Below are 13,297 nucleotides of genomic sequence, written 5' to 3'. Positions count from 1 at the left end.
GTTGCGGCGATTCGGCCGCAGCACTCGCCACAGGAAGGGCACGGACATGGCCGACCGCTTCGAAACCCAGATCGACTCCCTCACCCAGCCGGCGCGCGAGGCCTTTGCCATCACGCCCCACGCCACCAATGAAATCGACCCTCTGCCCAAGGCCATCTATGTCGGGACAGGCGGCGCCATCACGCTGCGCGCGGCGGGCTCCAGCACGGACGTGGTGCTCAAGAATGTCGCGTCAGGGCAGATCCTCGACATCCGCGCTCGCTACATCCGCGCCAGCGGCACGACCGCGGCCGACATTGTGGGCCTTGCCTGATGGTCGGTCCCGGATTTGGATTCGGCGCTGCAGGGTCTGCGCGCCGCCATCGGCCCCTTGGCGTCTCCCCGACGCCGACGCCTACACCAACCCCGACGCCCGCCCCCAGTTGGACGAGCAGACCCGCTATGACCGGCGCCGCCAGCCCTCCGCGCGTCGGCGATATGCTCACCGCTCTGGGCGGCATCATCGTGAACGGCGCGGCGACGGGCTGGCAATGGCTGCGCGATGGCGTACCGATCGCAGGCGCCACCGCCAACAGCTATGTGCTGTCCGCAGCCGATACGGGATCGATGATCGGCCCGCGCGAGCTGGCGAACGGGGCCGGCGGCAGTGGGTCGGCCGATGCGGACCCCGTCGGGCCGGTCGCTGCGGCGCTCGTCGCAGCCAGTTACAGCGCAGGCTTCACGCTGGCGCAGTTTCCGAGCTACGAAGAGAAGCGGATTTACCAGCGCACGACCAACAGCGGTGGTGGCCAAGGCAAGGGCACCGGCACGATCCGCGTGCCGCTGTCTGGCACCGTCACCGCCGGCACGGTCGGCGTGCGTATCCGCTCGGCCGACGATGGCACGACCATTCTCCAGGCGCCATGGACCGCCGGCACGATCACAAACGGCGCCACCTATGTCGACGTAACCGGCGTGGACGCGCGGCTTGGCTGGTTCTTCATCGATCTGAAGGGCGCGGATGGCGCCTGGCAGCTCGGCACCGTCAAGGTCGGCATGGGCATGCTGACCGGCTTTGCGGGTCAGTCGCTCACCGTGCGGATGCTGGGGCGACAGGCCACCGATTCGACGGCGACCTTCGCTTCGCTTGGGATCGCGCCGGATGCCAACAGCGCGGTGCTGGCGCGATATGTGGATGGCAACACCTACAATCCCGCCGCCGCCACCATGCCCTGGCAGACGCCGGCTGATTTGAGCAATAGCACCGGCCCCAATTCCGTCGGCGTCGGTGAATATCTCAACCGCATGATTGCGCTGACCGGCGTCAACTGTGGTGTTGTCGGCCATGCGGTCGGCGGCACCACCATCGCCAGCTTCTATAGCGGGCAGAGCAACTGGACGGCGCTCACCGAGGTGATGAACCGGGCCGGCAATGGCTTCGAGGCCTTTGTCTGGGGCCAGGGCCATACCGAGGCCCTCTATGGCATCCCGCCCAAGGCTTATGGCCAGGCCCTGAGCACCCTCTTCAGCCAACTGACCGCGCTCAACAGCCTGCCGTCCTTTTCTAAGCTCGTCTGGACCATCCCCTCCATGGGGCTGCTGCGGAGCTGGGGCACGCCGTGGCAGGTGAGCCGCATCCGCAAGGGCGCACAGGACTGGTGCGCGGCCAATGGCGGCACCTATGTCCATATGGACGATACGCTGATGAGCGGCGACGGCATCCACCAGACACAAGCCGGCTCGCTGACCATGGCGCGCCACCTGTATCGCGCGCTGCGCAGTTCTTATGGCGCCAGCGCGGGCCTTGGCCCCGCGCCCCTCTCCGCCACCCGATCCGGCGCCACGATCACGCTTACGCTGAGCAATGTGGGCCAGAGCGCTCTCGTGCTGAGCGGCACGCCGGGCAACCGCTTGTGGGTGTTCCCACGCGGCCGGGTGAACCCGATGGCCAACAACGCGACCGACAACCGCTTCCCGGTCGCCTCGGTCACCGCAGTGAACGCCACCACGCTCGCAATCACGCTCGCCAACGATCCCGGCCCCGGGCATGAGCTCGACCTCTGGGTCTACTTCCCGAGCGGCCCGGCCAATGCGGCGGCAGACACGATCCGCGATGACCGGACCGATGGAGACGGCATCACCACCGGCCGCATCGTGCAGGGCAGCACCCTCCCCATCGCCATCGCGGCGCCGACGCCGGGTGGCGCGATCAATGCCCCGCCGAGCGGCTTCATCGCGCCGATCAGCCCGCTCAGCATGGCCGAGACGAGCACGACCTACGCCGCCAGCACCGGCGGTGCCGCGTTCGGCCAGCAGATGACCGGCGGCTCCGCGCGAGGCAGTTACAGCCCGGTCTTCGCGCCGATTACCGTGGAGGGCTTCTTCACCTGCCCGGACCCGCTCCCGGGCGCGATCCAGGTGCTGTTCGGCGGGTTCGGAAGCAACGGCTCCCGCTTTGTCGCCATCGATGGCGCCGGCAAGCTGCGGGTCTGGAGCGGCCTGACCGGCACCACCGTGCTGGCGCCCGGCAAGCGCTACCATGTCGCCTGCCAGGCCGGGCCGGGAGGGCTGGCGCTCTATGTGACCAACGTCACCGATGGCCTTCCCGGCACGCGCGAGAATTATGCCGCGTTCGGCGAGACGATCGTGCCGGCCACCTCGGGCTATTCGCTCCGCAACCACAATGGCGAATACGGGCTCACCGGCGGCGCGCTGGATGAATGGGCGGTGTTAAACAGCGAGCGCTACAGCGGCACGAGCTACACCTGCCCGAGCGCGCCGCTCACCGGCGATGAAGCGGATATCGTCGCGCTCTATCGCTGCGATGGCGACGCAAAGGATGCGGTGACACGATGACCGGCCCGCAACTCGCGCGGAAGCTGGATCAACTGATCGGCAAGGTGGAAAGCCTTGCCGAGACGGTCGACCGGCAGGCGCAGGAAATCGGCCGCGCATCCGAACGGCTTGCGCTGGTCGAGCAGGACACCAAGCGGACCATGGAAGTGATCGAAGCCTGGCGCGCGGCGAAGCTTTGGCTGCGCTGGAGCCGATGGGTGGCGGGTTTCATCGCCTCGATGATCGCCGCGTTCGCGGCCTTCAAGGGCTTGAGCAAATGAACGCGCGGGACACGCTGCTGGGCGGCGCGGTCGGCAGCGCTTTCATCGGCCTCGCCATCATGATCGCGGCGCCGTTCATCGCGCGATGGGAAGGGACACGGACCGACCCTTATCGCGACATCGCGGGCATTTGGACGGTCTGCACCGGCGAGACCCGCGTACCGATGCGGCGTTACACGCCCGCCGAATGCGCGGCGATGCTGGACCGAACGCTGGCCGCCGACTGGGCGCCCGCGGTGCTGCGCGCCGTGCCAGCGCTCAAGGATCGTCCCTATCAGTTCGCGGCTGCCATCTCGCTCACCTACAATATTGGCGAGGCGGCCTTTGCGCGCTCGACGGTCGCGCGGCGGTTCAATGCGGGCGATTGGCCGGGCGGCTGCGACGCGTTCCGGCTCTGGGTGATGGTCGATGGGCGGCGCGTGCAGGGGCTGGTCAACCGGCGGGAGGCAGAGCGCCGGCTCTGCCTGACCAACCTGTGACGCTGCAAGGATGGCCCACCGCCGCCGGCGCGCTCGCTCTAACTCTTATTCTCGCGCTGGCATGGGGGATGCGGGTTGACCATCTGCGCGCACGCCATGCCGCCGCACTCGCACAGGCTCGTCAGGATTATCGCGCCGCCCAGGCCAAGGCGCAGGCGGATTTCGACGCGCAGGTCGCCGCGCTGCGCGTCCACAACAGGAGGCTCAACGATGCTGCCGAACAGAAGAGCGAGGCTCTCACCCTTGTCTATCGCGATCGCGTTGTGCGCCTGCCAGCCGCGCCCGCAGCCTGTGCTCCCGATCGCCCCGGCCTGCCCGCGCCCGGCGATGCCCAGCCTGTTGACCGATCCGGTCGCGATCCCATCCTTCTTGACCGCGCCGACGCGCTGATCTGCGCGACGAATACTGCCCGGCTGGAGGCGGCGCGCGCCTGGGCGCTGGAGATGCAGACCGGGCCGTGACCTTGCTGCCGAGCCGCATTGCGGATTGACCCCCGCGCGCCGAAATCATAGGGAGTTGCGACCTTGCCGGATTAGCACAGTGGTAGTGCAGCGGTTTTGTAAACCGAAGGTCGCGGGTTCAAATCCTGCATCCGGCACCATTTCCTCATGGTGTGAGGGTGGATGCAACCTCGCTCTCTTTCGCCTCAAAGGACGCCGATGGATGTCCGGCGATCGTCGAGGGCGTTCAAGTCGGCGCTCAGGTGCATTGCATCCGAGCGCTCATCGGGATGAAAACTGCGCGACAGTCCGGCAAAAAAGCGCCGCTGCTGCACTTGATTGAGATGCGCGTCTGCAGCTGTGTTGGGGAGCTCGGGCGTTGTCTCGCAAGCCCACTTATAACCGGCAATTCCGTCCATCAATCGAACGATTGAGTCCCTGAGCGAACCGGACGCCTGGAGCGCATCGCCCGCAGGACTGGCATAAGAGACGGGACTCATGGAACGGCGACGCCAACCGACAATCACATCTTTGATCACGTAAAGTCCCCCGTCGACGCCCCGAAGCATTTACAGGCCGGTGCAACCTTCTGCCACCTTGAGCGTTTACACCCTTTTTTGGGCGGAGCAATTGCCATCCGCGTAGGGAAAACCGTGCGCCGAGCGGCGCCGCGGCCTCTCGATTTGATGCAAAATATGGATCGTTTGGCGCCGCGATGGAGAGTTCCCTGCGCGACCCAAGTTGAGCCCAGCAACCCAAACTCCGCCAGAATGGCTGAAACCCTGGCATATGGCATGCTCCGACCACGCGAGCATCCGCGCGTCATGCCCAATTGATGCCCGCAGAAGCACTGCCGCCGGCGCGCCTCTGGTCGACCGAAAATCGTATTAAAACGGTACGGTACATTTGACAGCGGGCTCAACTATTTGCACTTTATTTGTCGGAGTAAAACGCGTGATGATGCGCTGAGGCGCCGCAGACAGGCGAAGAGTGAAGGGAGCGGATCATGCGCGAGCACGCGGCCAGCGGAGTCACGCGGCGACGGCTGATGGGAGGCGCGGCTGCCGGGACGCTCGCTTTGCTAGGCTCTCCACTCTCCGCGCGCGCCGGGACGCTGGGATTGGGGGCGCAAGCGCCCTTCCCGCTGATCCGCAGCGGCGTGCCGGCTGGGGTGATAATCGATAACGAGGCCGACAGTGCGGTGGGGCATGTCGCCACGCGATTCGCGGAAGATATTGGGCGGGTGTGCGGCACGGCTGCGCGCGTATCGAAGGGCCATGGAAGCGCGCCTTCCGGCGGGGCTGTCATCATCGGCGTGCTGGGCCAAAGCCGGCTGATCGACCGTCTGATCGCTGCCGGAAAGATCGACGTGGGTGATCTTGCGGGGGCCTGGGAAGCCTTTCGGCGGATCGTCGTGGATCATCCGGCCGAGGGGATCGAGCGCGCGCTGGTGATCGTGGGATCGGATCGGCGCGGCGCCGTGTTCGGCACCTATGATGTCTCCGAGCAAATCGGCGTCTCGCCATGGCACTGGTTTGCCGATGTGCCGGTCAGGCGACGGCCGGACGTGTCGATCGCCGCCACGCCGGTGCGGGATCAGCCCAAGGTGCGCTACCGAGGGTTCTTCATCAACGACGAGGCACCCTGCCTGAGCAGTTGGGCGGAAAAGACGTTCGGCGGCTTCAACGCCGCGATGTACGCCCATGTCTTCGAGCTACTGCTGCGCTTGAAGGGCAATTATCTCTGGCCGGCGATGTGGGCGCCGCGCGCTTTCGCCGCCGACGACCCGCAGAACATGATCCTTGCCGATGAAATGGGCGTGGTGATGGGCAATTCCCACCACGAGCCGATGCTCCGGGCGCAGGACGAGTGGCACCGCAATCCTGAAGGCGGCGTGACCGGCGGACGCTGGGATTACACGACCAACGCCGACAATCTGCGCGAATTCTGGCGCGGCGGGATCGCCCGCATGATGTCGAAAGGGAATGGCGGGCGCTATGAGTCCGTCGTTACCATCGGGATGCGCGGCGATGGCGACGAGGCTATGGCGGAAGGCACCGCGATCCCGCTGCTCGAACAGATCGTGACGGACCAGCGCGCCATTATCGGGCAGGCGACCGGCCAGAGCGCGGACAAGACCCCGCAGGTCTGGGCGCTCTACAAGGAAGTGCAGGATTATTACGATCACGGCATGCAGGTGCCCGACGATGTCATCCTGCTCTTTGCCGACGACAATTGGGGGCAGATCCGCCGCCTGCCCGATCCCGCCGCAAGGCCGCGCAGCGGTGGCTACGGCGTCTATTATCACTTCGATTATGTGGGCGTGCCGCGCAACTACAAGTGGCTGAACACCAACCAGATCGAGAAGGTCTGGCAGCAGATGGACCTGGCCTGGCAGCGTGATGCGCGGGCGATGTGGATCGTCAATGTGGGCGACATCAAGCCCATGGAATATCCGCTCAGCTTCTTTCTGACGATGGCCTGGAATCCCGAGGCCATGACGCCGCAGGCGCTGGCCGTCTATCCGGCGCGCTGGGCGGCGGCGACATTCGGACCCGAACAGGCCGAGGCGATCGGTGCGATGATAACGGCCTACAGCCAATGTGCCGCGCGGCGGAAACCCGAACTGATCGATCAGGACAGCTTCCCGCTGGGCGACATCACACCGCGAGCGCTGGACGGGGGCGTGTTCGGGGCGATGGTCGCTGAGTGGGATGCGCTCGAACGCCGGATGCTCGCCACGCGGACGCGGCTACGCCCCGAGCAGCACGATGCTTATGATCAGCTCCTCGCCTATCCGATCAGCGCGATGGCCAATCTGTACCGGCTCTATTATGGCGCGGCGTGGAACAAGCGGCTGGCGCAGGACAACGACCCGCGCGCCAACTATTTCGCGGACATGGTGGAAACGAGCTACCAGCGCGATGCCGATCTGACCGCACACTATCATACGCTCAATGGCGGCAAGTGGGATGGCATGATGGCGCAGGTGCACATCGGCTATGTCATCTGGCAGCAGCCGACCCAGCAGAGCATGCCCAGCATCTCACGGGTCGGCGATGGCACAACGAAGGGTGCGCCCGTGTTCGTCACGCCCCGCCCTGCAGACCCCCGCGTCATCACGATCGCCGCGAGCGACTTCGCCCGCGCGCGCCATGCCAAGGGCCTGCGCTGGACGCCCATCGCCCATCTCGGTCAGGGCGGCAGTGCGGTGGTGGCTCTGCCGCAAGGCAGGCCGCCGACCACGCCGGCCGACGGGGTCGCGCTCGATTATGAGGTGGACGTTCCCCATGCCGGGACCGGCCAAATCACGGCCCATCTGGTCCCCACGCTGGATACGATGGGACAGGCCGGAGTCGCGCTCGGTGTGTCTCTGGACGACGGCCCGGTCATGGTCTTGCGAGCCGTGCTGGAGCCGACGGGCGGCGCGCAGGACACGCCCGCCAAGCGGCGCTGGGCCGAGGCGGTCATCGACAACAGCCTACGCCTGACCGCCGATCTCGGCCCGATTGAGGCCGGGCGGCACCGGATCAGCATCTGGCGGATGGACGACAATGTCGTGCTGGAAAAGCTGGTGCTGACCATCGCTGCCGGAGAGGGCCGCAGGCCTGCTCCGGCATGACCCATGAAAAAAGGGCCGGAAGTCCGGCGCTCTCTTCCTTTTGCGACGGACGGAACCGGTCAGCCGAAGCTGACCGACACCTTGCGTCGGCGCATGACGATGCCGACCAACGCCAGGCCGCCGAGCATCAGCGCCCAGGTCGCAGGCTCAGGAATGGGATTGGAGGCCGGCGGCGTCACAGGCGGATTATAGGCCGCCTCGCTTACCTGCACATAGCCGCCGAACCAGTCGCCCCAGCAATCGGGGCAGGTGTAGTTCGCCTTGAACTGCAGGGTTACCGACCCGGCATCGGCAAAGCCGGAACCGATCAGCGCGTTGGACCAGCCCGGCGTCAGATTGCTGGCGATGCTCGTGCCGTTGAGCAAAATGTCCGTGAACTGGAATTTCGGCGAACCGCTCAGAAACAGATCCACCTTGCTGTAGGTCGGCAGGTTGAACGTGAATGTCTGGTCCACGGTCGAGAATTGGGAGACCTGAACGCCCCAATAATCGATGCCGGCCCACTGGCCTGCTGGGTTGTTGATCCCGTCGGTAATGGTCGAGGTCGCCAAAGCGGGGACCGACACCAAAGACAATGCGAGCGCCGCAGCGCCAAGCCTCACGTTCATCATGCTGTTCTCTCGAAGAAGATCGGGCTCCGTCCTGGTGCGTCGCTTGCGACAATCCGGCCCTGTTGCAGCCATGATAATCGACGCGCATTCACCGAACAACTTCCTTAACCATCAATATCTTAAGGAATGGATAAGGCCGCTTCGCGCAGCGTTCCGTAGCGGCAATCTACCCGTTCGGTATAATTTGTGACAATTTGCGGCTGGACGAAAATTGCGCGCTCACCCATTCATCGGGCATGAACCGCGCATTCCTGCTGCTATCGGGCATCGTCCTGCTGCCATCCTGCACCATGGCTCCCGCTTATGAGCCAAAAAGCGCATCCGCTCTGGGGGTGCCCGATCAGTGGTCCGTGCCGGCAACGCCGGACCGGGCGGACCTGACCCGCTGGTGGCAGAGCTTCGATGATCCGGTTCTGGGCCAGTTGGTGGAGCAGGCCGCGCAATCCAATCTCGACCTCGCACAGGCGACGGCGCGGCTGCGGCAGGCGCGCGAGGCGCTGGTGGTCAGCCGCTCGAGCCTCCTGCCCTCGGCCAGTGGCTCGGCCGGTTACCGCCGGACCGAGCCGCTGCGGGGCGGCGACAGGACGACGACGCTGCCGGACGGCTCGGTCGTAACCGTTGGCGACGGCGGCACCGACAGCTTCTCGCTGGGGCTAGACGCCAGCTACCAGCTCGATCTCTTCGGCGGCGTGCGCAGCTCCGTGGCCGCCAGCCGGGCGCAATATGAAGGCGCGGGCTTCGATTATGCGACCGTGCTGCTCTCGGTGCAAAGCGAGGTCGCGCGCAATTATGTGCTGGCGCGCGCCTATCAGGCGCAGATCGAGAACGCGCGGTCGAGCCTGGCGATTCAGGACGATAATCTGGAGATCGCCGGCTTCCGCGTGCAGGCCGGGCTGGTTTCTTCGCTGGATGCCGAGCAAGCACGCGCGAGCCGGGCACAGACTGCCGCCAGCGTGCCACAGATTGAGCAGCAGTATAATGCCGCTGTCTCCCGCATCGGCGTGTTGACCGGACAGGCGCCCGGCGCGCTCAAGGAGATGCTGGCAGCGCCCAAGCCGATCCCCCATGGACCGGAGGAGATCGCTGCCGGCATCCCCGCCGACGTGCTGCGCCAGCGCCCCGACGTGCGTGCCGCCGAGCGAAACCTCGCCGCCACTACCGCGCAGATCGGCGTCTCGCGCGCGCAGCTTTTCCCGGCACTCAGCATCGGCGGTAGCCTCAGCGCGGGCGCCACCAGCATCGGCAGCGTGCTCGATACGATCACCGGCAGCCTGTTTGCGAGCCTCAGCCAGCTCATTTTCGATGGCGGCCGCACCAGCGCCCAGATCCGCTCCGCGCAGGCGGGTGCGGAAGGCGCCTTCGCCAGCTATCGGTCGACCGTGCTGACCGCGCTGGAAGATGTCGAGAACGCGCTGGTTGCGCTGCGCACCGCCGGTGAGCGGGAACGACAGTTCGCCATCGCCTTCGATGCGGCCAACACCTCCGCTTTGCTCGCGCGGGACCAGTATCGCACCGGCCTCACTGACTTCACCACGCTCAACACGCAGGAAGCCTCGCTCATCTCGGCCCGCAACGGCCTGGTGCAAGCCCGCGCCGACAAGGCAACCGCCCTGATCGCTCTTTACACCGCACTGGGTGGCGGGTGGGATGCCACCGTCACGCCGACCGCGCCTCAATGACCGGAAGCACAAGCATGGCAGATCAGCAACTCGATGATTTTCTCGGCGTGAAGCCGCAGCCGGCCTGGCGTCGCCATTTCAAATGGGTCGCCATCGTCGCCGGCGCGCTGCTGCTCATTCTGCTCGCCTGGCGCTTCTTCGGCAGCGCAGAGGCGCCCGGCTATGTGACCGCGCCCGTTCAGCGCAGCCACCTCGTCACCACTGTCTCGGCGACCGGCAAGCTGGCGCCGACCAATCAGGTGACGGTCGGTTCGCAGCTCTCCGGTCTGGTGGTGCGCGTGCTGGTGGACGTGAACGACCGCGTGACGCAGGGCCAGCCGCTGGCCGAGATCGACCCCGAGCAGATCGAGGACCAGATTCGCCAGGGCCGCGCCCAGCTTGCCGCCAATCAGGCGCAGGTGGCGCAGGCCAAGGCCACACTCTCCGAATCGCAGGCGCAGCTTGCCCGGCTGGAAGAGGTCGCCCGGCTTTCCGGCGGACGTGTCCCCTCCAAGACCGAGTTGCAGACCGGACGCGCCAATGTGCAGCGCGCGCAGGCTGCGCTGCGGGTAGCCGAGGCCAATGTCGTCGCCAGCCAGGCCGCGCTTTCCCAGAACCAGACGCAGCGCGCCCGGGCGATCATCCGCTCGCCCGTGGCTGGCGTCGTGCTCGCCCGTCAGGTCGACCCCGGCCAGACGGTCGCGGCCTCGTTCAACACGCCGACCCTGTTCGTGATCGCCGAGGATCTCTCCAAGATGAAGCTGGAGGTGGCCATTGACGAAGCCGATGTCGGCACGGTCAAGGAAGGCCAGAAGGCGACGTTCATCGTGGACGCCTTCCCTGAGCGGACCTTCCCGGCCGTCATCACCCGGGTCGACATCGGCTCCAATCTCTCGGCCAGCGCGGCCAGCGCATCCTCGACGTCGAGCACGTCCGCGAGCGGCACCACGGGTCAGGTCGTCTCCTATGCCGCCGACCTCAGCGTCGATAACGAGAAGCTCGATCTGCGCCCCGGCATGACGGCGACGGCGGACATCGTCACGTCCGACAAGAAGGATGTGCTGCTGGTGCCCAACGCGGCGCTGCGCTTCTCCCCGCAGGCGCAGGGCGGCAGCCAGGCTGGCGGCGGCCAGTCCGGCATCACCGGCGCGCTCTCCATGGGGCCGCGCCGCAGAGGCGGCGGCAATGACCGCAGCGTCACCGTGGGTCGCGGCGCGCAGCAGCAGGTCTATGTACTGGGTGAGGACGGCAAGCCGAAAGCGGTGCAGATCACCACCGGCGACACCGACGGCTTCCATACCGAAGTGCTCTCCGGCGACCTCAAGCCGGGCATGAACGTCATCACCAGCCAGCTCAGCGGGGCCGCCAGCAGTGGCCGATAACGCCTTCATTTCCCTGCGCGGCATCACCAAGGTTTATGGCGAGGGCGCGACCGCGTTTCAGGCGCTTAAGGGCGTCGACCTCGACGTGGCGCAGGGCGATTTCGTGGCAGTCATGGGCCCGTCCGGCTCCGGCAAGTCGACGGCGATGAACATCCTCGGCTGCCTCGATGTGCCGACCTCGGGCGCCTTCATGTTCAAGGGCGTGCATGTCGAGACGCTGGACCGGGATCAGCGGGCACTGCTGCGCCGCAAATATCTCGGCTTCGTCTTCCAGGGCTTCAACCTGCTGGCGCGCACGACCGCGCTCGAAAATGTCGAGCTCCCCCTGCTCTATCGCGGCGATGCCAAGGATGCGCGGCGGGAGGCGGCAATGAGCGCCCTTGAGAAGGTCGGGCTGGATAAATGGTGGGACCATACGCCCGCCGAACTTTCCGGCGGCCAGCAACAGCGTGTCGCCATCGCGCGCGCCATCGTCACCAATCCCGATGTGCTGCTCGCCGACGAACCCACCGGCAATCTCGACAGCGAGCGCTCGGTGGAGATCATGGAATTGCTGAGCGGCCTCAATCGGGATGCGGGCATCACCGTGCTCATGGTGACGCACGAGCCGGACATGGCCGAGTTCGCCCGCACCATCGTGCATTTCAAGGACGGGCTGGTCGACCGCATCGAACAGGGCGCCGGCAAAAGGGCGATGCACTGATGCTGGGCACCACCTTCCTCCTCGCGCTGCGCTCGATCCTGCGGCACAAGCTGCGCTCCTTCCTGACGACGCTGGGCATCATCATCGGCGTTGCGGCGGTCGTGACCATGGTGACGCTGGGCAAGGCAACGACAGCCGCCGTGCAACAGCAGATCGCGGCGCTTGGCACCAACATCCTGCAGGTGCGGCCCGGCCAAGGCTTCGGCCGGGGGGGCGGCGGGCCGCGTCCGCCCGAGTTCGAACCCTCGGACGTAACGGCCATTCAGCAGCAGGTGGCGGGCGTTACCGCGGTCGCACCGCAGGCGCAGGCCAGCGCGACGGCGATCTATGAGGGTGCCAACTGGTCGACGACGATCAACGGCACGACGATGGATTATTTCAAGGTGCAGCCATGGCCGCTGAGCGCTGGGCGCATGTTTACCCCGGCGGAGGAAATCGCCGGCAAGGCCGTGTGCATCATCGGCTCGACCGTGCAGCGCAATCTCTTCCGGGGCGACGATGCTATCGGCAAGCGCTTCCGCATTGGCGATGTCAGCTGCGACATCGTCGGCACGCTGAGCACGCGCGGACAGGCCGGCTTCGGCGGCGATCAGGACGATGTCGTCATCATGCCGATCAAGGCCGTGCAGCGGCGCTTTACCGGGACGACGGATATCCGCCTGCTGATGGTGGGCGTCGATCAAGCCTATTCGACCCAGCAGGTGCAGGCCTCCCTCACCGACCTGCTGCGGGACCGGCGGAAGATCACCGGCGGCAAGGAAGATGACTTCAACATTTTCGACACCCGCCAGATTTCCGACACGCTGACCGGCACAACCACGCTGCTGACGCGAATCGTCGCAGCAGTGGCGGGCATCAGCCTTGTAGTCGGCGGCATCGGCATCATGAACATCATGCTCGTCTCCGTGACGGAACGGACCCGCGAAATCGGCATCCGCCTCGCCATCGGCGCGGTGCAGCGCGAGGTGCTGCTGCAGTTCCTGGTCGAGGCAGTCGTGCTCTCCTGCCTCGGCGGCGCGATCGGCCTGCTGTTGGCCCAGATCGCCATCGCCGTGGCGACGCCCTTGATGCAGGTGCCGTGGACGTTCGACGCGCAGATCAACGTCTTTGCCTTCTGCATCTCCGCGCTGATCGGGGTGGTGTTCGGCTTCTTCCCGGCTCGCAGGGCGGCGGCCCTGAACCCTATCGACGCGCTTCGGCACGAATAGGGGTTAACTGCACGCCCTCACTCCCCTTCTTCCGTTCGTGTCGAGCGTAGTCGAGACACGTGAGGGTAGCGCTGGCGTGTCTCGACTTCGCTCGACACG

General features: G+C 66.2%; 11 protein-coding genes, 1 tRNA gene and 1 pseudogene. 11 read left to right on the top strand and 2 right to left on the bottom strand.

What is annotated here, in order from left to right; genetic code table 11:
* The first annotated feature begins 46 nt into the window (after positions 1–46).
* The 6 genes from M2334_RS05735 (at position 47) to M2334_RS05710 (ending at position 4,175) form a co-directional block, all read left to right on the top strand.
* A complete protein-coding gene (locus tag M2334_RS05735) occupies positions 47–313 on the top strand; it encodes a spike base protein, RCAP_Rcc01079 family (RefSeq protein WP_264594149.1) in 267 nt (88 codons plus the stop codon).
* A 128-nt stretch (positions 314–441) separates the two neighbouring features.
* A complete protein-coding gene (locus tag M2334_RS05730) occupies positions 442–2,835 on the top strand; it encodes a sialate O-acetylesterase (RefSeq protein ID WP_264604978.1) in 2,394 nt (797 codons plus the stop codon).
* Positions 2,832–3,095, top strand: coding sequence for a hypothetical protein (locus M2334_RS05725; protein ID WP_264573287.1), 264 nt, complete (start codon positions 2,832–2,834; stop codon positions 3,093–3,095). Before M2334_RS05730 ends, M2334_RS05725 begins: the two co-directional genes overlap by 4 nt.
* A complete protein-coding gene (locus M2334_RS05720; RefSeq protein WP_264570891.1) occupies positions 3,092–3,574 on the top strand; it encodes a lysozyme in 483 nt (160 codons plus the stop codon). The genes M2334_RS05725 and M2334_RS05720 overlap by 4 nt, the downstream gene beginning before the upstream one ends.
* A gap of 68 nt (positions 3,575–3,642) precedes the next feature.
* Positions 3,643–4,035, top strand: a complete 393-nt coding sequence (locus M2334_RS05715; protein ID WP_264604977.1) for a hypothetical protein — start codon at positions 3,643–3,645, stop codon at positions 4,033–4,035.
* A 65-nt stretch (positions 4,036–4,100) separates the two neighbouring features.
* A tRNA-Thr gene (locus M2334_RS05710) sits at positions 4,101–4,175 on the top strand.
* Positions 4,176–4,220: 45 nt separating this feature from the next.
* On the opposite strand, the gene M2334_RS05705 is transcribed toward M2334_RS05710, so the two are convergent.
* A complete protein-coding gene (locus M2334_RS05705; RefSeq protein ID WP_264604976.1) occupies positions 4,221–4,553 on the bottom strand; it encodes a hypothetical protein in 333 nt (110 codons plus the stop codon).
* Between the two features lie 467 nt (positions 4,554–5,020).
* On the opposite strand from M2334_RS05705, the gene M2334_RS05700 reads away from it, so the two are divergent.
* A complete protein-coding gene (locus tag M2334_RS05700; RefSeq protein ID WP_264604975.1) occupies positions 5,021–7,636 on the top strand; it encodes a glycosyl hydrolase 115 family protein in 2,616 nt (871 codons plus the stop codon).
* Positions 7,637–7,695: 59 nt separating this feature from the next.
* Here the strand turns inward: M2334_RS05700 and M2334_RS16725 are convergent.
* Positions 7,696–7,791: pseudogene (locus M2334_RS16725) on the bottom strand (PEPxxWA-CTERM sorting domain-containing protein); the annotation flags it as partial.
* Between the two features lie 692 nt (positions 7,792–8,483).
* Here M2334_RS16725 and M2334_RS05690 point away from each other — a divergent pair.
* The 4 genes from M2334_RS05690 to M2334_RS05675 are packed head-to-tail and all read left to right on the top strand — an operon-like array spanning position 8,484 to position 13,198.
* Entirely contained in the window at positions 8,484–9,926 is a 1,443-nt protein-coding gene (locus tag M2334_RS05690) for an efflux transporter outer membrane subunit (protein WP_264594131.1), read from the top strand.
* Between the two features lie 14 nt (positions 9,927–9,940).
* Positions 9,941–11,287 carry an efflux RND transporter periplasmic adaptor subunit gene (locus M2334_RS05685; protein WP_264604973.1) on the top strand — a complete coding sequence of 449 codons (1,347 nt, stop codon included), beginning with the start codon at positions 9,941–9,943 and terminating at the stop codon, positions 11,285–11,287.
* Positions 11,277–11,990, top strand: a complete 714-nt coding sequence (locus M2334_RS05680) for an ABC transporter ATP-binding protein (protein WP_264570898.1) — start codon at positions 11,277–11,279, stop codon at positions 11,988–11,990. Before M2334_RS05685 ends, M2334_RS05680 begins: the two co-directional genes overlap by 11 nt.
* Positions 11,990–13,198: an ABC transporter permease gene (locus M2334_RS05675; protein ID WP_264604972.1), complete on the top strand. Its 1,209-nt coding sequence runs from the start codon at positions 11,990–11,992 to the stop codon at positions 13,196–13,198. The genes M2334_RS05680 and M2334_RS05675 overlap by 1 nt, the downstream gene beginning before the upstream one ends.
* Positions 13,199–13,297 lie beyond the last annotated feature (99 nt).

The sequence above is a fragment of the Sphingobium sp. B11D3D genome, from assembly GCF_025961755.1.
Classification (GTDB): Bacteria; Pseudomonadota; Alphaproteobacteria; order Sphingomonadales; family Sphingomonadaceae; genus Sphingobium.
Note: the sequence above shows the minus strand (reverse complement) of the source record. Positions and strands in the feature narration are given on the sequence as shown.

What these genes read in the sequence shown, in the direction of transcription:
- M2334_RS05730 (WP_264604978.1), top strand. Translation starts at nt 442, where the DNA reads ATGACCGGCGCCGCCAGCCCTCCGCGCGTCGGCGATATGCTCACCGCT.
- M2334_RS05735 (WP_264594149.1), top strand. Translation starts at nt 47, where the DNA reads ATGGCCGACCGCTTCGAAACCCAGATCGACTCCCTCACCCAGCCGGCG.
- M2334_RS05715 (WP_264604977.1), top strand. Translation starts at nt 3,643, where the DNA reads ATGCGGGTTGACCATCTGCGCGCACGCCATGCCGCCGCACTCGCACAG.
- M2334_RS05720 (WP_264570891.1), top strand. Translation starts at nt 3,092, where the DNA reads ATGAACGCGCGGGACACGCTGCTGGGCGGCGCGGTCGGCAGCGCTTTC.
- M2334_RS05700 (WP_264604975.1), top strand. Translation starts at nt 5,021, where the DNA reads ATGCGCGAGCACGCGGCCAGCGGAGTCACGCGGCGACGGCTGATGGGA.
- M2334_RS05685 (WP_264604973.1), top strand. Translation starts at nt 9,941, where the DNA reads ATGGCAGATCAGCAACTCGATGATTTTCTCGGCGTGAAGCCGCAGCCG.
- M2334_RS05725 (WP_264573287.1), top strand. Translation starts at nt 2,832, where the DNA reads ATGACCGGCCCGCAACTCGCGCGGAAGCTGGATCAACTGATCGGCAAG.
- M2334_RS05690 (WP_264594131.1), top strand. Translation starts at nt 8,484, where the DNA reads ATGAACCGCGCATTCCTGCTGCTATCGGGCATCGTCCTGCTGCCATCC.
- M2334_RS05675 (WP_264604972.1), top strand. Translation starts at nt 11,990, where the DNA reads ATGCTGGGCACCACCTTCCTCCTCGCGCTGCGCTCGATCCTGCGGCAC.